The 20,806-nt window shown below is 37.5% G+C and carries 20 protein-coding genes; 18 read left to right on the top strand and 2 right to left on the bottom strand.

Going from position 1 to position 20,806, the window contains the following annotated elements:
- Positions 1 to 8: 8 nt before the first annotated feature.
- A complete protein-coding gene (locus tag ABH957_RS02780) occupies positions 9 to 2,330 on the top strand; it encodes a DNA internalization-related competence protein ComEC/Rec2 (RefSeq protein WP_404510630.1) in 2,322 nt (773 codons plus the stop codon).
- A gap of 31 nt (positions 2,331 to 2,361) precedes the next feature.
- Here the strand turns inward: ABH957_RS02780 and ABH957_RS02775 are convergent, their stop codons facing one another.
- Complete coding sequence (locus ABH957_RS02775; RefSeq protein WP_000997609.1) at positions 2,362 to 2,496, bottom strand: YqzM family protein; 135 nt, start codon at positions 2,494 to 2,496, stop codon at positions 2,362 to 2,364.
- A gap of 348 nt (positions 2,497 to 2,844) precedes the next feature.
- On the opposite strand from ABH957_RS02775, the gene holA reads away from it, so the two are divergent.
- Positions 2,845 to 3,855, top strand: a complete 1,011-nt coding sequence (holA, locus tag ABH957_RS02770) for a DNA polymerase III subunit delta (protein ID WP_002034073.1) — start codon at positions 2,845 to 2,847, stop codon at positions 3,853 to 3,855.
- 84 nt (positions 3,856 to 3,939) lie between these two features.
- Here the strand turns inward: holA and rpsT are convergent, their stop codons facing one another.
- Positions 3,940 to 4,197 carry a 30S ribosomal protein S20 gene (gene rpsT / locus ABH957_RS02765; protein ID WP_113935599.1) on the bottom strand — a complete coding sequence of 86 codons (258 nt, stop codon included), beginning with the start codon at positions 4,195 to 4,197 and terminating at the stop codon, positions 3,940 to 3,942.
- 180 nt (positions 4,198 to 4,377) lie between these two features.
- On the opposite strand from rpsT, the gene gpr reads away from it, so the two are divergent.
- From gpr to yqfD, 16 genes are all read left to right on the top strand, one after another.
- The gene (gpr, locus tag ABH957_RS02760; RefSeq protein WP_002088693.1) at positions 4,378 to 5,481 is read left to right on the top strand and encodes a GPR endopeptidase; all 1,104 of its coding nucleotides are present in this window, start codon (positions 4,378 to 4,380) and stop codon (positions 5,479 to 5,481) included.
- A complete protein-coding gene (locus tag ABH957_RS02755) occupies positions 5,481 to 5,843 on the top strand; it encodes a DUF3679 domain-containing protein (protein WP_404510628.1) in 363 nt (120 codons plus the stop codon). Before gpr ends, ABH957_RS02755 begins: the two co-directional genes overlap by 1 nt.
- Positions 5,844 to 6,051: 208 nt before the next feature.
- Entirely contained in the window at positions 6,052 to 7,875 is a 1,824-nt protein-coding gene (gene lepA, locus ABH957_RS02750; protein WP_002034072.1) for an elongation factor 4, read from the top strand.
- Positions 7,876 to 8,064: 189 nt separating this feature from the next.
- Positions 8,065 to 8,439 carry a winged helix-turn-helix transcriptional regulator gene (locus tag ABH957_RS02745; RefSeq protein ID WP_002015203.1) on the top strand — a complete coding sequence of 125 codons (375 nt, stop codon included), beginning with the start codon at positions 8,065 to 8,067 and terminating at the stop codon, positions 8,437 to 8,439.
- 51 nt (positions 8,440 to 8,490) lie between these two features.
- Positions 8,491 to 9,630, top strand: a complete 1,140-nt coding sequence (gene hemW, locus ABH957_RS02740; RefSeq protein WP_404491102.1) for a radical SAM family heme chaperone HemW — start codon at positions 8,491 to 8,493, stop codon at positions 9,628 to 9,630.
- A gap of 133 nt (positions 9,631 to 9,763) precedes the next feature.
- Positions 9,764 to 10,780 carry a heat-inducible transcriptional repressor HrcA gene (gene hrcA / locus ABH957_RS02735; RefSeq protein ID WP_002067157.1) on the top strand — a complete coding sequence of 339 codons (1,017 nt, stop codon included), beginning with the start codon at positions 9,764 to 9,766 and terminating at the stop codon, positions 10,778 to 10,780.
- A 114-nt stretch (positions 10,781 to 10,894) separates the two neighbouring features.
- Positions 10,895 to 11,461, top strand: coding sequence for a nucleotide exchange factor GrpE (grpE, locus tag ABH957_RS02730; protein WP_002138384.1), 567 nt, complete (start codon positions 10,895 to 10,897; stop codon positions 11,459 to 11,461).
- A gap of 26 nt (positions 11,462 to 11,487) precedes the next feature.
- Positions 11,488 to 13,323 (top strand): chaperone protein DnaK, encoded by a 1,836-nt coding sequence (gene dnaK / locus ABH957_RS02725; RefSeq protein WP_404491101.1) that lies wholly within the window; start codon positions 11,488 to 11,490, stop codon positions 13,321 to 13,323.
- A 202-nt stretch (positions 13,324 to 13,525) separates the two neighbouring features.
- Positions 13,526 to 14,632, top strand: coding sequence for a chaperone protein DnaJ (gene dnaJ / locus ABH957_RS02720; RefSeq protein WP_002015197.1), 1,107 nt, complete (start codon positions 13,526 to 13,528; stop codon positions 14,630 to 14,632).
- 28 nt (positions 14,633 to 14,660) lie between these two features.
- Positions 14,661 to 15,599, top strand: coding sequence for a 50S ribosomal protein L11 methyltransferase (gene prmA / locus ABH957_RS02715; protein WP_002138379.1), 939 nt, complete (start codon positions 14,661 to 14,663; stop codon positions 15,597 to 15,599).
- 145 nt (positions 15,600 to 15,744) lie between these two features.
- A complete protein-coding gene (locus ABH957_RS02710) occupies positions 15,745 to 16,494 on the top strand; it encodes a 16S rRNA (uracil(1498)-N(3))-methyltransferase (RefSeq protein WP_404491100.1) in 750 nt (249 codons plus the stop codon).
- Between the two features lie 6 nt (positions 16,495 to 16,500).
- Positions 16,501 to 17,853: a tRNA (N(6)-L-threonylcarbamoyladenosine(37)-C(2))-methylthiotransferase MtaB gene (gene mtaB, locus ABH957_RS02705; protein WP_002015193.1), complete on the top strand. Its 1,353-nt coding sequence runs from the start codon at positions 16,501 to 16,503 to the stop codon at positions 17,851 to 17,853.
- Positions 17,854 to 18,320: 467 nt separating this feature from the next.
- Complete coding sequence (rpsU, locus tag ABH957_RS02700) at positions 18,321 to 18,494, top strand: 30S ribosomal protein S21 (protein ID WP_000048061.1); 174 nt, start codon at positions 18,321 to 18,323, stop codon at positions 18,492 to 18,494.
- Between the two features lie 15 nt (positions 18,495 to 18,509).
- On the top strand, positions 18,510 to 18,953 hold the full coding sequence (locus ABH957_RS02695; protein WP_000054578.1) for a GatB/YqeY domain-containing protein: 444 nt from the start codon (positions 18,510 to 18,512) through the stop codon (positions 18,951 to 18,953).
- Between the two features lie 107 nt (positions 18,954 to 19,060).
- The gene (gene yqfC / locus ABH957_RS02690; RefSeq protein WP_002067170.1) at positions 19,061 to 19,354 is read left to right on the top strand and encodes a sporulation protein YqfC; all 294 of its coding nucleotides are present in this window, start codon (positions 19,061 to 19,063) and stop codon (positions 19,352 to 19,354) included.
- Positions 19,355 to 19,603: 249 nt separating this feature from the next.
- The gene (gene yqfD, locus ABH957_RS02685; protein ID WP_002015190.1) at positions 19,604 to 20,803 is read left to right on the top strand and encodes a sporulation protein YqfD; all 1,200 of its coding nucleotides are present in this window, start codon (positions 19,604 to 19,606) and stop codon (positions 20,801 to 20,803) included.
- Positions 20,804 to 20,806: the final 3 nt, after the last annotated feature.

The following is a 20,806-nucleotide window of genomic DNA, read 5'->3' as shown; positions in this document are numbered from 1 at the left end:
AGTATGAGTTGAATGGGCAATGGGGCTATGTTGCAATCTCGTTTATAATTGGGATTGCAATTACCTTTTCCGCATCGCATTTGTTGGCTGCTTGTTGTTTCGTTTGTTATGTTTTATTTTGTTTATATCGTACTTCGCGTAAAACCTTCATATTTTGTATAATAGCGTGTTTTAGTGGCGCTATGTACACCACGTATGTTCAGAGTCTAAATAAGCCGCTAGGGGAGTCCTATGAAGTTACACGAGGGGTCGTGCAAAATACACCTCTAATTAATGGGGATCGTCTCTCTTTTCAAATTGAAGATCAGAATAAAAACTTAGTGCAGTTAAATTATAAAATACAATCTGCTTCGGAAAAGAAGCAGTTGCAACAATTACATGCAGGTATATCGTGTACATTTAAAGGGGAGGTGAAAGAACCACAAACTGCCCGGAATTTTCATGTTTTTGATTATCGTAATTATTTATATCAGCAAAAAATACATTTTATATTTGATGTGACATACATTTCTGAATGTCAAAAAACATCGTTGTCACTCGTGCAATGGATTTTCCTTCTCAGGCAACAAACAATCTCGAAAGTTACAGAAATGTTCCCGGAACAATCAGGTGCATTTATGAACGCATTATTATTTGGAGATCGACAACAAATGACGTTTGAAGTAGAAGAGCAATATCAACAATTTGGTCTTATACATTTGTTAGCAATTTCAGGATCGCATATCGTATTATTAATGGTTATAATGTATTTTGTTTTGCTAAGAAGTGGTGTGACGAAAGAGATAGCAACAGTATGCCTTATAGTTTGCATTCCTCTGTATATGATCATAGCTGGGGCGTCGCCATCTGTTGAGAGGGCTTCTATAACAGGAGTTTTATTATTGGTAGCTTTCATGTGCTCAGTTCGCTTATCTAGTCTAGACGCCTTAAGTATAACAGCTATATGTATGCTTATATACGATCCGTATCTTATTTTCAACATTGGATTTCAATTCTCATTTGTAGGTAGTTTTTCTTTACTACTATCTGCGCCGATATTATTAGGGAGTAGTAATGGGATATTTCGAAATTCTATTTACATTTCTATAATTTCACAGCTCGCTAGTACCCCCATCTTGTTATATCATTTTGGTTATTTTTCTCCTTATAGCATTTTCCTCAATCTTATATATGTTCCTTTTCTATCCATTATTGTATTGCCGTGTAGCATCATTATTCTTATATGTATGCCGGTTATTCCATTTTTCGCAAAAGGAATCGCATATGTACTTTCACTATGTTTAACCATTTCTAATGATTTTCTAAGTTACTGTGAAAGTTTCCCTTTCATCCGACTTACTTTTGGTCAAACTCCTTTATTTCTTGTGGCTATATATTGTTTTAGTATCGTTAGTATATTTGTGATTTGGGAAAGGGTAATAACGAAAAAAATTTTGTGCATAGTTGTGGGTGTGTTTCTTTTTATTAGTACTTGTCATTATGTATATCCATATTTTCGCGAAAGTGGGAGTGTTACATTTCTTGATGTTGGACAGGGAGATGCGATATTAATTCGTCTTCCGTACGATAAAGAGGTTTATCTTATTGATACAGGAGGAGCCCTTCCTGTCAAGAAGGAAGCGTGGCAACAAAAAAAGCATGAATTTTCTGTTGGGCATGATATTCTTGTTCCTTTTTTACAAAAAGAAGGTATAAAAACAATTGATAAATTAATTGTAACGCACGGAGATGCGGATCATATAGGTGCTGCGCTGGATTTGCTGTCATCTATTATTGTAAAAGAAGTTGTATTTGGGAGAAAGGAACAAGATGCTGTATTGGAAAAAGTGGTGAAGAAAAAGGCGTTAGAAAAGAGCATGAAGATAAGTGTAGTAGGAGAAGGGGAAGGTTGGAGGGTAAATGAAGCGGAATTTTTCGTATTAGCTCCAAAGGGGAAAGAAAAGGGAGAAAATGACTCTTCGATTGTACTATGGGCCAGACTAGGGGGACTAACATGGCTATTTACGGGTGATCTAGAAGAAGAAGGAGAAAAGTTTATAGTATCAACATATCCTGATTTGCGAGCTAATATTTTAAAAGTTGCCCACCATGGGAGTAAAACATCGTCTACAGATCCATTTTTAAGCCTTGTACAGCCTGCTGTAGCGATTATTTCTGTGGGGGAGCGTAATAGGTATGGGCACCCGCATAAGGAAGTTATAGAGCGTTTTAAGAAGATGGGTATTGAAATATGGCGTACGGATAAGCAAGGTGCTATTTCCTATGTTTTTAATGGAGAAAAAGGAACCTTTCAAAGTAAAATCACATATGATGAAACACATAGAAGATGAAAAAAAGAAGACTGCCGTTAAGCAGCAGCCTTTAAGAACCGATGAATTTAATAACAGTTGCAATAATGAAAAGTGTTGCGAAAAAACCAAATGAGACGATAAAGCCTACCCCTGAATCAATAGCGTCATTGCGTTTACTTTGAACGTTTTGTTCAAAATCATTCATTTAGAATCCCTCCCCAACATTCCATTTTAGTATAAAATATTGTCAGAAAAAAATCTACAATTTCCATATGAAGTGAAATAGAGTATTTGTATACTTTTTCTAGTTAGTTAAGTAGCGTGAATTTTTCATTTCCAATCATGTTAACAGTTGGCACTTATACTAAGATTATTATTGTAAATAATAAAGGGAAGGTGATTACCGCACACCAATAAGAAATCCGGGGCTTATTGAGTGGCGTTTTATATAAATAAAGGGGCGGGTTATAAAGACCGTCCCTTTGTACTTGTAAAACAAAAGCTAGGGCATTAGTATAAATATATATTGCCAAGTTAGGGAGTAGGAAAAAATATGAGTGATATACATAAGAAGATTAAAAAGAAACAGTTCGCTCCGTTGTATGTACTGTATGGAACGGAAGCCTATTTTATAAATGAAACGATAAAGCTTATTACAACGGAAGCGCTTGAAGAGGAAGATCGAGAGTTTAATGTTGTGACATACGATTTGGAAGAAGCGTATTTAGAAGATGTAGTTGAGGATGCGCATACACTTCCTTTTTTTGGAGAGCGTAAAGTTATATTAATAAAATCACCACTATTTTTAACGGCACAAAAAGAAAAATTAGAACAAAATATAAAAATTTTAGAAGAATATATTGGGGAGCCATCTCCTTTTTCTATTCTTGTTTTTGTTGCGCCTTATGAAAAATTAGACGAACGAAAAAAAATTACAAAACTATTAAAGAAAACAGCGGATGTAATAGAAGCAAATGCGATGCAAGTGCAGGATGTTCAGAAGTGGATTGTTTCTCGTGCGGATGAGGTGCATGTGCATATTGATAATGCAGCTGTTAGTTTATTGTTAGAGCTTGTGGGAAGTAATGTAACAATGTTGGCGAAGGAAATGGACAAGTTAACGTTATACGTCGGTATGGGCGGAGAAATTACGCCAAAACTTGTCACGGAACTTGTGCCGAAATCTGTTGAGCAAAACGTGTTTGCTTTAACAGAAAAAGTGGTGAAAAAAGATATCGCTGGTGCTATGCAAATTTTAGACGGATTATTTACACAGCAGGAAGAACCGATTAAACTGCTCGCTTTATTAGTAAGTCAGTTCCGCTTGCTACATCAAGTGAAAGAGTTGCAACAGCGTGGTTACGGACAAAATCAAATCGCGTCCCATATTGGTGTACATCCGTACCGGGTAAAGTTGGCGATGAATCAAACGAAGTTTTTCTCTTTTGAAGAATTAAAAAAAGTTATTATAGAATTGGCGGAAGCTGATTATAGTATGAAGACTGGAAAGATGGATAAGAAACTTGTGCTTGAGTTTTTCTTAATGCGGTTAAATCATATGTAGTGACACAAAAAAGTTCACGTACTTAGTACGTGAACTTTTTTGTGTATATAAAAAACGATCCGAATGGATCGTTTTTTAAACGCCTTACGCGTTTACTTGTTTCGCTAAGCGAGATTTTTGACGAGATGCAGCGTTTTGGTGGATAAGACCTTTACGAGCTGCTTTGTCAAGTTTTTTAGAAGCAGTTTTGAAAGCTTCTTTAGCATTTTCAAGATCGTTATTAGTAACTAAAGTTTCTACAGTTTTAACAGCAGTACGCATGTCAGACTTGATAGAAGCGTTATGTGAACGACGCTCTTCGCTAAGTTTAGCGCGTTTGATAGCAGATTTGATGTTTGCCATACTTTTCACCTCCCTGGTGCAATCGAATGACTCGATTCTTACATAGAACAAGTGATATTCTATCAAACGGTGAAGAGAATTGCAATAGTATATCAATGAAATTTCACGTAAAGGAAAGAATGACCTAATATAACTTGGGGAAATCTAACGATATTTACTATGAATTACGGAGGAGATACGATGAAAGAACCATTAGATTTAAGTAAATATAGTGTTAGAACTGACCTTGCTGTAGAGGCGCACCAAATGCTACAAGAGCGCCAAGAAGAACAAAAAGGGATACAGGGAGTTATTGTAAAAGAGAGGGAAGAAGAGGGAGTTACAATTACAAAAGTAACTATTGATGAAATTGCATCTGAGTCGATGGGGAAAAAACCTGGAAGTTATTTAACTCTTGAGGTGCAAGGTATACGACAACAAGATACGGAACTTCAGCAAAAGGTAGAGCGTATTTTTGCAAAAGAATTTTCTTATTTCTTAGAAGAGGTTGGAGTTTCAAAAGAAGCGAGTTGTTTAATCGTAGGTCTTGGGAATTGGAATGTAACGCCGGATGCACTCGGACCGATAGTTGTAGAGAACGTACTGGTGACGAGACATTTGTTTAAATTGCAGCCTGAAAGTGTGGAAGAAGGGTTTAGACCTGTTAGTGCCATTCGTCCAGGGGTAATGGGAATTACAGGGATTGAAACGAGCGATGTCATTTACGGAATTATTGAGAAGACAAAACCAGACTTTGTCATCGCAATTGATGCATTAGCTGCTCGTTCTATAGAACGAGTAAATAGTACGATACAAATTTCTGATACAGGAATTCATCCAGGATCTGGTGTTGGGAATAAGCGTAAGGAACTAAGTAAAGAAACATTAGGTATTCCTGTTATCGCAATTGGTGTGCCAACTGTGGTAGATGCTGTTTCGATTACGAGTGATACAATTGATTTTATTTTGAAACATTTTGGCCGGGAACTGAAAGAAGGAAACAAACCGTCACGCTCTTTATTGCCAGCAGGTTTTACATTTGGAGAAAAGAAAAAATTAACAGAAGAAGATATGCCAGATGAAAAGAGTCGAAATATGTTTTTAGGAGCTATTGGTACGTTAGAAGAAGAAGAAAAGAGAAAGTTAATTTATGAAGTGTTATCTCCTCTTGGTCATAATTTAATGGTAACTCCAAAAGAAGTAGATGCGTTTATTGAGGATATGGCAAATGTAATAGCCAGCGGTTTAAATGCAGCGCTGCATCATCAGATTGATCAGGATAATACAGGGGCATATACACATTGATGGAAAGAGGCAGAAATAGCTTGAGTCAATTTACGCTGTTATGTATATGCGGTACAGTCTTATGTTTGCTTATGATGATAGCTGGAGTGGGACTCGCTAATCATGGTCTAAAAAGTATGAAGGGATATCGTCAGCTGTCATATGAACAAATTGCTCATATGACAGGAACAGAAGGCGCTGGGGCTGAACCCGGAATTTCGGGAGAGACGTTTTCGGCTATTGAAAAACAAAAACAGTTAGAACGCTTAAGAAGTTTTAATGTTGTAGAAGGTATCGGTATGGCGATAGCAAGTGTTGCTCGTGATATGACAAAGTTTGGAACGGATATAGTTGTTGGGGCAATAAAAGGAATTTTTAGTTAAGGGTAGCGGGAAGGATGGTTGTCTTATGTTTGTAAGAGAGCTGTCTTTTAATTTGAAAAAGGTTTGTCTCTTATGGTTTGTTCGCATAAGATATAGATAGAGTGATTTGTATTGTAAGCAGCACGAGTTTTCATTGAATCTTTGCTGCTCTATTGATATAATCAGTGCTAGTGTATATTGGCGAGACTATTAGGAGTTGAGAACATAGATGAATAAAGAAGAAAGAGCAAAAAGACAGTCCAAAATTCGTAACTTCTCCATCATTGCTCACATTGACCACGGGAAATCAACGTTGGCAGACCGTATTTTGGAGAAAACAAACGCGTTGGCACAGCGCGAAATGAAGGCGCAATTGCTTGACTCTATGGAGTTGGAGCGTGAGCGTGGTATTACAATTAAATTAAATGCAGTACAACTAACGTATAAAGCGAAAGACGGTGAAGAGTATATTCTTCACTTAATCGATACTCCAGGACACGTCGACTTTACGTACGAAGTATCTCGTAGTTTAGCGGCTTGTGAAGGTGCAATTCTTGTAGTGGATGCAGCGCAAGGAATTGAGGCGCAAACATTAGCGAACGTATATTTAGCGCTTGATAATAATTTAGAAATCTTACCAGTTATTAATAAAATCGACTTACCAAGTGCAGACCCAGAACGCGTACGTCAAGAGGTAGAAGATGTAATTGGTTTAGATGCATCGGAAGCTGTACTTGCTTCAGCGAAAGCTGGCATTGGTATTGAAGATATTTTAGAGCAAATCGTTGAAAAGGTACCAGCTCCAACAGGTGATTCAGAAGAGCCGTTACAATGTATGATTTTCGATTCTTTATATGATCCGTATCGTGGTGTAATTGCATATATCCGTGTTGTAAATGGAACGGTAAAAGTTGGCGATAAAGTACGTATGATGGCAACTGGAAAAGAATTTGAAGTAACAGAAGTAGGTGTGTTTACACCGAAAACGACGCAACGTGACGAGTTAACAGTAGGTGATGTAGGTTTCTTGGCAGCATCTATTAAAAACGTAGGCGATACACGTGTTGGTGATACGATTACACATGCGAAACGTCCGGCTGCAGAGCCGTTAAAAGGGTATCGAAAATTAAACCCAATGGTATTCTGTGGTTTATATCCAATCGATTCTGCACGTTATAACGACTTACGTGATGCGTTAGAAAAACTAGAATTGAATGATTCTGCTCTTGAATTTGAGCCTGAAACATCTCAAGCTTTAGGTTTTGGTTTCCGTTGTGGTTTCTTAGGGCTTCTTCACATGGAGATTATTCAAGAACGTATTGAACGTGAATTCAAGATTGACTTAATTACAACAGCGCCAAGCGTTATTTATAAAGTGTATTTAACGAACGGTGAAGATTTTATTGTTGATAATCCATCTAATATGCCAGATCCACAGACTATCGATCGTGTAGAAGAGCCGTTTGTGAAGGCTGCAATTATGGTTCCGAATGACTATGTTGGAGCTGTAATGGAAATTTGCCAAGGGAAACGTGGAACGTTTATTGATATGCAATATTTAGATGAAACACGTGTTACATTGACATATGAAATCCCGTTATCAGAAATCGTATATGATTTCTTCGATCAATTGAAATCAAATACGAAAGGATATGCATCATTTGACTACGAGTTAATTGGTTATAAACCATCTAAACTTGTGAAAATGGATATTCTTTTAAATAATGAACAAGTGGATGCTTTATCATTTATTGTACATCGTGATTCAGCGTATGACCGTGGTAAAGTAATTGTAGAGAAATTAAAGAAATTAATTCCAAGACAACAGTTTGAAGTGCCAATTCAGGCGACTATCGGAAATAAAGTTGTATCTCGTTCTACAATTAAGGCGATGCGTAAAAACGTACTTGCAAAATGTTACGGTGGTGACATTTCTCGTAAGCGTAAACTTCTTGATAAGCAAAAAGAAGGTAAAAAACGTATGAAGTCTGTTGGTTCTGTAGAAGTGCCGCAAGAAGCATTCATGGCTGTACTGAAAATGGATGATAACTAATGGAGTGAACTATAATTAGTGGAGATTTTTCTATTCTTCGCTAATTATTAGCCCGCACCAATCGTGATAAAAGTAGAAGCCGTTCGTTCGGCTTCTTTTTTATATGCTACTTTTTAGACATCTTAGCATCTCTCATTTACAATAGTGAGAGAGCTTTTTAGTGATTGATATAGAGTTAGGAGACTATCAATGTCCGAAAATATTCGAAAAGATATTCGAGAGAAAATACAAAAAGGTAATTTTAATTGCGAAAAGGAACTGACGCTTTCTATAATTAGTGGGAAGTGGAAAGTTGTGATATTGTGGCACTTAGGTGTGGAAGGTCCGCATCGTTTTAGTGAATTGCAACGTCTGTTCCCGAGCATTTCTCATAAAGTGTTGTCAAATCAATTGAAAGAGTTAATGGAGGACGGGATTGTTGATCGAACGGTATACCCGGAAATTCCTCCGCGTGTTGAGTACTATATGACGGAATTAGGTATGTCGCTTTTACCGATCGTTGAAATGATGTATGATTGGGGAAAAATGCGAATGGAACAAATCCGTAATACAGTAGAGAAGTAAAGAATCCTCCGGAGTGCGGAGGTTTTCTTTTTAGAAAGGTAGGAGTTATATTTGGTACAAGCTGCATATATTCATATTCCGTTTTGTCAGCATATTTGTCACTATTGTGATTTTAATAAAGTATTTATTGAACGCCAACCGGTTGATCGATACTTACAATATTTAGAGAAAGAAATAATAAATACGGTTCAAAAAGTACCGTTTGAAAGTATGAAAACGATTTTTGTTGGCGGAGGAACTCCGACGGCATTAAATATGGAACAGACAAAAAAACTACTCGACATCATTAACCGTCGTTTGCGTCCATTTGCGCCGAATTGTGAATTAACATTTGAAGCGAATCCAGGTGATTTACCGAAAGAGAAATTGAACGTATTGCTAGAAGGTGGAGTAAACCGAATTAGTTTTGGTGTGCAAACGTTTCGTGATGAGCTACTTGAGAAGATTGGACGCAGGCATACGAGAGAAGATGCATTCGTAGCAATTCGAGAAGCGCAGGAAGTCGGTTTTACAAATATTAATGTAGATTTAATTTATGCTCTGCCTGGACAGACGATAGAAGATGTAAAGGAAACATTAGACATTGCCTTTACGCTTGGTGTACAACATTTCTCGGCATATTCCTTAATTGTGGAACCGAAAACCGTATTTTATAACTTAATGAATAAAGGGAAATTAAGACTTCCAGGTGAAGACCATGAAGCGAAAATGTACGAAATGGTAATGGATGAAATGGAGAAACATGGTTATAACCAGTATGAGATTAGTAACTTCTCAAAAGGTAATAATGAAAGTAGACACAATCTCACATACTGGAATAATGAAGAGTATTATGGATTTGGAGCTGGAGCGCATAGCTATGTGAACGGGGAACGAATTCAAAATGTAGGCCCGCTCAAGCAATATTTCACTAAAATTGATGAGACAGGATTTCCGTATTTAGATGTTCACCCAGTGACAGAGAAAGAAAAAATGGAAGAAGAGTTGTTCTTAGGACTTCGAAAAACAAAAGGTGTTTCTAAGCTAGAATTCCAAAAGAAATTTAATGTGGAGATGGATCATGTTTTTGCAAAGCAGTTACAAAGTAATCAAGAACAAAGATTACTTGAAAACAGAGATGGACATGTTTGTTTAACGAGGAAAGGGAAACTATTAGGGAATGAAGTATTCCAGTCATTTTTGATTGATTAATTAAATGTGCCATAAGCGTGAAAAAGTTTCGTTATTTCGTGACGTTTCCGTTGACAATTGAATGTCAATTTTGGTAAGTTATTAATAGATTTAGCACTCGAAGACAAAGAGTGCTAACAGAGGTGATGATGAGATGCTTACGGAACGTCAGCTCTTAATTTTACAAACAATTGTTGATGACTTTATTGGATCAGCGCAACCAGTTGGTTCGAGGACGTTGGCTAAGAAAGATGAAATTACGTTTAGTTCAGCTACTATTCGAAATGAAATGGCTGATTTAGAAGAACTAGGATTTATTGAAAAAACGCATAGTTCTTCTGGGCGTGTTCCTTCTGAAAAAGGGTATCGTTTTTATGTAGACCATCTTTTAGCGCCGCAAAACTTACCGACCGATGAAATTGTACAAATTAAAGATTTATTTGCTGAAAGAATTTTTGAAGCAGAAAAAATTGCACAACAATCAGCTCAAATTTTATCAGAGCTTACGAATTATACGGCCATTGTTCTTGGTCCGAAATTGAGCACAAATAAACTTAAAAATGTACAAATTGTACCGCTTGATCGTCAAACAGCAGTCGCTATTATTGTAACAGATACAGGGCATGTGCAAAGTAAAACGATTACCGTTCCGGAATCTGTTGATTTATCAGATTTAGAAAAAATGGTTAATATTTTAAATGAAAAGCTATCTGGTATACCTATGGCAGAACTTCATAATAAAATCTTTAAAGAGATTGTTACAGTCTTGCGTGGGTATGTTCATAATTACGATAGTGCAATAAAAATGTTAGATGGTACATTTCAAGTTCCTTTATCGGAAAAGATATACTTTGGAGGGAAAGCAAATATGCTTTCGCAACCAGAGTTCCATGACATTCAAAAAGTAAGATCCTTGCTGACAATGATTGATAACGAAGCTGAGTTTTATGATATTTTGCGTCATAAACAAGTTGGTATTCAAGTGAAAATTGGTAGGGAAAATTCTTCAATTGCTATGGAAGATTGTAGTTTAATTTCTGCAACATATTCGATTGGAGAAGAGCAACTAGGAACAATTGCGATTTTAGGTCCGACGAGAATGCAATACTCTCGTGTAATTAGTTTGTTGCAGTTATTTACAAGACAATTTACAGACGGACTTAAAAAGTAAATGAGAGTAATACATTCGCTCAAGTGATGAGATTCTCATTGCTGTGTGTAATATATAATGCTTAGGTAATCGTGCTAAGCGTGATACCTAATACCTTTTAAGGAGGTGAAAATTGTGGAAGAGCGTAACGAACAAGTGGTAGAAGAAGTGAAAGAAGCGCAAGTTGAAGAAGCTGTCACGCCAGAAAACAGTGAAGAAGCTGTAGAAGAAAAAAGTGAGGCTGCTCTTTTACAAGAAAAAGTAGATGAGTTACAAGCGAAACTAACGGAAACGGAAGGTCGCACATTACGTCTACAAGCTGATTTTGAAAATCATAAGCGCCGTGTCCAAATGGATAAACAGGCTGCTGAAAAATATAGAGCACAAAGTTTAGTTTCAGATATTTTGCCAGCTCTTGATAATTTTGAAAGAGCGATGCAAGTGGAAACAACTGATGAGCAAACGAAATCCTTGTTACAAGGTATGGAAATGGTGCATCGTCAATTGCTAGAAGCGCTGACTAAAGAAGGTGTTGAAGCGATTGAATCTGTTGGTAAACAGTTTGATCCTAATGAGCACCAAGCTATTATGCAAGTCGAAGACAGTGAATTTGAATCAAACGCGGTTGTGGAGGAATTCCAAAAAGGTTATAAACTAAAAGACCGTGTGATTCGCCCATCAATGGTAAAAGTAAATCAATAATTTACATAAAAGTAGGAGGAATCGCCATGAGTAAAATTATCGGTATTGACTTAGGTACAACAAACTCTTGTGTAGCTGTTATGGAAGGTGGAGAACCAAAGGTTATCCCAAATCCAGAAGGAAACCGTACAACACCTTCTGTTGTAGCTTTCAAAAATGAAGAGCGTCAAGTTGGGGAAGTTGCGAAGCGTCAAGCAATTACAAACCCAAATACAATCATGTCTGTTAAACGTCATATGGGTACAGACTACAAAGTAGAAGTTGAAGGTAAAGATTTTACACCTCAAGAAATTTCTGCAATCATTTTACAAAACTTAAAAGCTTCTGCTGAAGCATACTTAGGTGAAACAGTAACGAAAGCTGTTATTACAGTACCTGCCTACTTCAACGATGCAGAGCGTCAAGCAACGAAAGATGCTGGTCGTATCGCTGGTTTAGAAGTTGAGCGTATCATTAACGAACCAACAGCCGCAGCACTTGCTTACGGTTTAGAAAAACAAGATGAAGAGCAAAAAATCTTAGTATATGACTTAGGTGGCGGTACATTTGATGTATCTATCCTTGAGTTAGCAGACGGCACATTCGAAGTTATTTCAACTGCTGGTGACAACCGTCTTGGTGGAGATGACTTTGACCAAGTTATCATCGATCATTTAGTAGCTGAATTCAAAAAAGAAAATAGCATTGATTTAAGCCAAGATAAAATGGCACTTCAACGTCTGAAAGATGCAGCTGAAAAAGCGAAGAAAGATCTTTCTGGTGTAACACAAACACAAATTTCATTACCATTCATTAGTGCTGGAGCTGCTGGCCCATTACACTTAGAATTAACGTTAACAAGAGCTAAATTCGAAGAAATTTCAGCTAGTCTTGTTGAAAGAACATTAGAGCCAACTCGTCGTGCATTAAAAGACGCTGGTTTTGCTCCAAGCGAATTAGATAAAGTTATCCTTGTTGGTGGATCTACTCGTATCCCAGCTGTACAAGAAGCAATTAAACGTGAAACTGGTAAAGAGCCATACAAAGGTGTAAACCCAGATGAAGTTGTAGCATTAGGTGCTGCAGTTCAAGGTGGCGTACTTACTGGTGATGTAGAGGGCGTTCTATTATTAGACGTAACTCCACTTTCTTTAGGTATCGAAACTATGGGCGGTGTGTTCACGAAACTAATCGAGCGTAACACTACAATTCCGACAAGTAAGTCACAAGTATTCTCAACAGCTGCTGATAACCAACCAGCGGTAGACATTCACGTACTACAAGGTGAGCGTCCAATGTCAGCTGACAACAAAACGTTAGGTCGTTTCCAATTAACAGACCTTCCGCCAGCACCACGTGGAATTCCACAAATCGAAGTAACATTCGATATTGATGCGAACGGTATCGTTAACGTACGTGCAAAAGACTTAGGAACAAGCAAAGAGCAAACTATTACAATCCAATCTTCTTCAGGTCTTTCTGATGAAGAAGTAGATCGTATGGTACAAGAAGCTGAATCAAATGCTGATGCTGACCAAAAACGTAAGGAAGAAGTTGAACTTCGTAACGAAGCTGACCAACTTGTATTCCAAACAGACAAAGTTGTAAAAGATTTAGAAGGTAAAGTAGATGCAGCTGAAGTAGCGAAAGCAACGGAAGCGAAAGAAGCATTACAAGCGGCAATCGAGAAAAACGAACTTGAAGAAATCCGCGTGAAAAAAGATGCTCTTCAAGAAATCGTACAACAATTAACTGTTAAATTATACGAGCAAGCTCAAGCGGCTGCAGGGCAAGCAGAAGGTGCACAAGGAGCACAAGACGCTGGCGCAAAAAAAGATAATGTAGTAGACGCTGAGTTTGAAGAAGTAAAAGAAGACAAGTAATACAGTGAAATAAAATAAGTAAGATGACAAAAAGTCAAAGTCAAGCGTGCCTTGGCTTTGACTTTTTTCACGAATAAGAAGAAATGTGTGAGGATCTTAGTTTTTTTATTTTGCATACTGTAAGTGAGGAAACTTTGTTGCAAAGCACTTTCTTTCGGTGTTAAAATTACGTTTATGTGAAAGATTCGGGGGTTGCAAATTTATGAATAAACGAGACTATTATGAGGTCCTTGGACTTAGCCAGGGCGCTTCAAAAGATGAAATTAAAAAAGCGTATCGTCGTTTGGCTAAAAAGTACCATCCAGACGTAAGTAAAGAAGAAAATGCAATTGAAAAGTTTAAAGAAGTACAAGAAGCATACGAAGTATTGAGCGATGATCAAAAGCGTGCGCAGTATGATCAATTTGGTCACGCGGGTCCGAATCAAGGTTTCGGTGGCGGAGGAGACTTCGGCGGTGGCTTCGGTTTCGAAGATATCTTTAGTTCATTCTTTGGCGGTGGCGGCGGAAGACGTCGTGACCCGAATGCTCCACGTCAAGGTGCTGATTTACAATATCAAGTTACTTTAGAGTTTGAAGAAGCTATTTTTGGTAAAGAATTAAACGTTGAGATTCCAGTGGAGGATCCATGTGATACTTGTAAGGGTAGTGGAGCAAAACCAGGGACTTCAAAAGAAACATGTAAACATTGTTCAGGATCAGGGCAAGTAAGTGTAGAACAAAATACACCATTTGGGCGTATTGTAAACCGTCAAGCTTGTGGACATTGTTCAGGAACAGGTCAAATGATTAAAGAGAAATGTACGACATGCCATGGTTCTGGTAAAGTTCGTAAACGTAAAAAAATCAATGTTAAAATTCCAGCGGGTATCGATAATGGTCAACAAATTCGTGTATCTGGAAAAGGTGAAGCAGGCGTAAATGGCGGACCGGCAGGTGACTTATATGTTGTTGTTCATGTGAGAAATCATGAATTCTTTGAACGCGAAGGGGATCACATTATTTGCGAAATGCCAATAACATTTGCGCAAATGGCACTTGGTGCGGAAGTTGAAGTTCCTACCGTTCATGGCAAAGTGAAGCTGAAAATTCCAGCAGGAACACAAACAGGAACAGAATTCCGCTTAAAAGGAAAAGGTGCTCCGAACGTACGTGGATATGGTCAAGGAGATCAATATGTAGTCGTTCGTGTTGTTGTGCCGACGAAATTAACTTCACATCAAAAAGATTTATTGCGTGAATTTGCAGGGCAAGAAGAGCAGGATGATAGCTTATTCAGAAAGCTTAAACGTGCTTTCAAAGGGGAATAATGGAAATAAAAAATGGAGTTGGTAAATTGTGAAATGGTCAGAAATTAGTATTCATACAACAGAAGAAGCAGTAGAAGCTGTCTCTCATATTTTGCATGAAGCAGGCGCTAGCGGGGTTGCGATTGAGGACCCAGCGGAGTTGACGAAAGAGCGCAAGCAACAATACGGTGAGATTTATGCACTTAACCCAGATGAATATCCAAGTGAGGGTGTTTTGGTAAAAGCATATTTCCCACAAACGGATTCTTTACACGAAACAGTTGCAGGTGTAAAATCATCTATTGATGCACTACCATCTTTCGACATCGAAATTGGTAAAGGAACTATTACAATTAATGAAGTCGATGAGGAAGATTGGGCTACTGCTTGGAAGAAGTATTATCATCCAGTTCAAATTTCTGATACATTCACAATTGTGCCGACGTGGGAAGAGTATACACCGTCTTCTCCAAATGAAAAAATTATTGAATTAGATCCAGGTATGGCGTTTGGTACAGGGACACATCCCACAACGACGATGTGTATTCGTGCGTTAGAAAAAACGGTTCAGCCAGGTGATACTGTGATTGATGTGGGGACAGGTTCGGGGGTACTTAGTATTGCTGCGGCAAAATTAGGTGCGGCTTCTGTTCAAGCGTATGATTTAGACCCAGTTGCAGTTGAAAGTGCAGAAATGAATGTGCGCTTAAATAAAACAGATGACATTGTCAATGTTGGACAGAATAGTCTATTAGAGGGTATTGAAGGCCCAGTTGATTTAATCGTAGCAAATTTACTAGCGGAAATTATTCTTCTATTCCCTGAAGATGCAGCGAGAGTTGTGAAGCCAGGTGGATTATTTATTACATCTGGTATTATTGGGGCGAAAGAAAAAGTAATTTCTGAAGCGTTAGAAACAGCTGGATTTTCAATTGAAGAAGTACTTCGAATGGAAGATTGGGTAGCAATTATTGCACGAAATGCGTAATATAGATTTTAGTCTATAAAGAACAGGGGAGTCTCTCACCGTATAAGGTGAGGGACTTGCCGTTTGTTATATGAAAATGATAACGTTTCGTTCTTTTCGTAAGTATTGACTTACGAAAGGAACGAAACTCTACTAAGGTGATTATATGCAACGTTATTTTGTAGAAGAGAAATATGTAAATGAGACAAGTATTCGCATAATGGGTGATGATGTCCATCACATCGCAAGAGTGATGCGTATGTCAGCTGGTGACCACATTTATTGCTGTGTAAATGGTAAAACAGCAGAGTGTTCAATTGCTGAAATTACCAGTGAATTTGTGGATACTACTATTGTAGAATGGGTAGAGGCGTCAAGCGAACTTCCTGTGTTCGTGACGATTGCAAGTGGACTGCCGAAAGGAGACAAGCTAGAGTTAATTTTTCAAAAAGGAACTGAGCTTGGGGCAGCTGCATTTTTACCATTTCAAGCATCTCGATCTATTGTAAAGTGGGATGCGAAAAAAGCAGATAAAAAAGTTGAGCGTTTGAAAAAAATTGTAAAAGAAGCTGCGGAACAATCGCATAGAAGTGAAATTCCAGAAGTACACGTTCCCTCATCATTTAAACAACTGCTGTCGATGAGTAGCGAGTATGATGTTTGTCTTGTTGCGTATGAAGAAGAAGCGAAACAAGGTGAGAAATCTAATTTTGCGAAAGCTTTAGCGACGGTTAAACCAGGCCAAAAGCTGCTGATTGTATTTGGACCAGAAGGCGGCTTAGCGGGGGAAGAGATAACCGCACTTCGTGAACATAAATTTGTACCATGTAGTTTAGGACCAAGAATTTTAAGAACAGAAACGGCTCCGCTTTATGCGTTAAGTGCCGCTTCTTATCATTTTGAATTGATGGGGTGATAATCAATGGCAACTGTTGCGTTCCACACGTTAGGTTGTAAAGTAAACCACTATGAAACAGAAGCGATTTGGCAATTGTTTAAACAAGGTGGTTATGAAAGAACTGAATATGAAAAAAAATCTGATGTATACGTTATTAACACATGTACAGTAACGAATACTGGAGATAAAAAAAGCCGTCAAGTAATTAGACGTGCTGTACGTCAAAATCCAGATGCGGTAATTTGTGTAACTGGATGTTATGCACAAACATCTCCAGCGGAAATTATGGCGATTCCAGGTGTAGATATTGTTGTTGGTACGCAAGATCGTGAGAAGATGTTAGGATACATCGAAGAATTCCGTAAAGAGCGTCAACCAATTAATGCTGTCCGCAATATTATGAAAACACGTGTATATGAAGAGCTCGATGTACCATATTTCACGGACCGTACACGTGCATCTTTAAAAATACAAGAAGGTTGTAATAACTTCTGTACATTTTGCATCATTCCTTGGGCGCGTGGTTTAATGCGTTCTCGTGATGGAAAAGAAGTTATTAAACAAGCGCAGCAATTAGTAGATGCGGGCTATAAAGAAATCGTATTAACAGGTATTCATACAGGTGGGTACGGTGAAGATATAAAAGAGTATAACTTAGCTGGATTACTGCGCGATATGGAAGCGGAAGTAGGCGGATTGAAACGCCTTCGTATTTCTTCTATTGAGGCGAGTCAAATTTCTGATGAAGTAATTGAAGTGTTAGATAAATCAGAAGTAGTTGTACGTCACTTGCATATTCCATTACAGTCAGGATCTAATACTGTATTGAAACGTATGCGCCGTAAGTATACGATGGAATTTTTCCAAGAGCGTTTAGATCGTTTGAAAGAAGCGTTACCAGGTCTTGCGATTACATCAGACGTAATTGTTGGATTCCCAGGCGAAACAGAAGAGGAATTCATGGAAACGTACAATTTCATTAAAGAGAATCGTTTCTCTGAATTACACGTTTTCCCTTATTCGAAACGTACAGGTACTCCAGCAGCACGTATGGAAGATCAAGTTCCTGAAGACGTGAAGAACGATCGTGTTCACCGTCTAATTGAGCTATCAAATCAATTAGCGAAAGAGTATGCTTCTAGATTTGAAGGTGAAGTACTTGAAATCATTCCGGAAGAGACATTTAAAGATGGTGACCGTGAAGGTTTATATGTAGGTTATACAGATAACTACTTAAAAATTGTGTTTGAAGGATCTGAAGAATTGATTGGTAAGCTAGTAAAAGTGAAAATTACAAAAGCTGGTTATCCATATAACGAAGCGCAGTTTGTTCGTGTTCTTGAAGATGATGTAAAAAAAGAATCAGCAAGCGCATAAAGTGAAACTTTAATCAGTGGGGGGGGTTGTTCATCCCCGCTGATTATCAGCCTGACCCCCGCCTAAGTTCTTTGCTTTCGCTGAATTTTGAGGTGGGGGTCTTACTGTCCTGGCAAATAGCGGGATAAAAAAGCATGCAAACGGAAACGATTTGCATGCTTTCTTTTTTTTTTGGGAGAAGTTAAGTACTGAAAAGGCAGGTACGTTGAATGAGTAGTTATTTAATGCTTTCTTGTATTAAAAAAGGTGTAATGATAAAAAATATAGTTGTCTTCAGGGGAAAAGGATAATAGCTATCTACATAGCTTTTGAACAGGTAAGGGCATCTATTCTTCTTTTATTCTGCCAAATAGTTGACCTGAAGTGATAAAATGTATTATAATCGTAAAAGACATGCTGAAGAAGGGTTTCTTTTTGCATGCTGAAATTAGTATGTAAGTGTGATGTTTCGGAGGGAGGGAAAGAGAATGTCAAAAACAGTCGTTCGTAAAAACGAGTCTTTGGAGGATGCACTTCGCCGTTTTAAAAGATCGGTTTCTAAAACTGGTACACTTGCTGAAGCAAGAAAGCGCGAGTTTTATGAAAAGCCAAGTGTAAAACGTAAGAAGAAATCTGAAGCGGCAAGAAAGCGTAAGTTCTAAGAGAGGGTGTAAGTTATGAGTCTTCTCGGTCGTTTAAACGATGATATGAAACAAGCGATGAAGAATAAACAAAAAGAAAAATTAACCGTTATTCGTATGGTTAAGGCTGCTTTACAAAATGAAGGTATTAAACTGCAACATACTCTTACTGAAGAAGAGGAATTAACAGTTTTAGCTCGTGAAGTAAAACAGTATAAGGACTCCCTCCTTGAATTTAAAAAAGCTGGTCGTGAAGACCTTGTTGATAAACTGCAAAGTGAAATTCAGATTTTAAGCGCATATTTGCCGGAGCAATTAACAGAAGAAGAACTAGCGGATATAATTAAGCAAGTTATTTCTGAAGTTGGTGCTACATCTAAAGCAGATATGGGTAAAGTGATGACTGCTGTTATGCCGAAAGTAAAAGGTAAAACAGACGGATCACTTGTGAATAAGCTGGTTATCCAGCTATTAGCATAAAAAAGCGTCTCATTTCGTATGAGACGTTTTTTTATGCTTTTTTCAGTTTGGACGTGATATTACAAGCTCTTTTTTCATACATATGGGATGAGAGGGGGTCTTTTGAGATGAAAAAAATAGAACAAATGAAGAATTGGTTAACGAAGCAAATAGACCTGCCAGTGGATGTGTTAATGGATCTACCTCGGATCACGCTTGTTGGGCAAGTACATATCTATATAGAAAATCATCGAGGATTATTAGTGTTTTCAGATAAAGAGGTAAGATTGCTATTGAAACATGGTCAATTATTAATTAAAGGTCAATCCTTTGTTATTAAAACAATCCTTCCAGAAGAACTGTTGCTTGAAGGGATTATTGAACAAGTGACGTTTTTAGAAAATGAAAAGAAAGAGGAGTGAGGAGAAACTTCCGTTTGTGAAGTTTTTCTTCGTTACCTTGTATTAACAGGCGGTAACGTTCTGGCCTCAATATTCGGTTCGTACAAAGAGGATAGGTGGGAATTGAGTTCCACGTAAAAAACTGGCTCGTGAAGGTTAATAATTAGTGAGGATCAAGGGATCTGCTAATTAAAATTTTAGTACGAGCTAGTTTGATAATCGAATTGAAAAGTAGTGTATCTACTTTTAGAAAGGTAGTGGAGATAGTCGATGAAAAATAAATGGTTTATAAAATGGCTTGGGTATGTAAAGGTGCGAATTGAAGGTAGAGGAGCGGAACGCTTTGTTAACGAGTGTGTGCGGAAGAAATTACTCGTTTGGGATGTAAAGAAGATAGCTGATGAAACGTTAGTTTTTTGTATGTTATTACGAGATGTGAAAAAGATAAAACCAATTTATAGAAAAAATGAATGTAAATTATATTTTATTGGACGTTACGGTTTTCCTTTTTGGAATAAGCGTGTAATTAAAAATAGTGGATTTTTAATTGGGTTTTTAATATTTTTTTTCGGAATGATCGCATTGTCAAATATGGTGTGGAAAATTGAAATTACAGGTGCAAAACCTGAAACAGAATATATATTGATGAAAGAATTGGACAAAATGGGTATAAAAAAAGGTAAATTACAATTCCAAATGCCGAGTGTAGAAGATGTTCAACGTCATTTGACAGACAATATTAATGCGATTACTTGGGCGGGATTAGAAATAAGAGGGACAACATATCATTTTAAGATTGTTGAAAAAAATGAGCCGAAAAAAGAAAGTGAACAACAGCCACAAAACTTAGTAGCAAAAAAAGAAGGGATTATTACAAAAACATTTGTGGAAGTTGGGAAGCCGGTTGTCATGAAAAATGACCATGTAGAAAAGGGGCAACTTCTCGTATCCGGGATGTATGGTAATGAGGAGAATCCGACAGTTGTTTCGGCTAAAGGGATTGTATATGGAGAAACGTGGTATAAATCTGAGGTGGATGTTCCGTTAAAGACACAATTTCAAGTGTATACTGGTAATTCATACAATGAATATTTCCTTAAATTTGGGAGTACTAAAATAAAAATATGGGGATTTCTACAGGATAAGTATAAGCGCTCTCGTACTGAAAGTGTAAAACATGATGTGAAATTATTTGGATTTACATTACCAATTGCATACGAGAAAGATATTGTACGAGAAGAGGAAGAAGCGAACCGAGAATATACCGAAAAACAAGCAATGAAAGTAGCGAAAGAGATGGCAGAAAAAGAACTGAAGAAAAAATTGGATGAACATGCTATGATTGTAAGTGATAACATTTTGAGTAAAGAGGTTGAGGCGGATCACCTAAAGGTCACATTACATTATACAGTGATTGAAAATATTGCAGAGCCACAACCAATATCTGAATCCGATATTCAAGGAGACTGAGTA

The organism is Bacillus sp. RC242 (genome assembly GCF_044908245.1).
GTDB lineage: Bacteria > Bacillota > Bacilli > Bacillales > Bacillaceae_G > Bacillus_A > Bacillus_A mycoides.
This window is presented reverse-complemented; position numbering and strand designations above follow the sequence as displayed.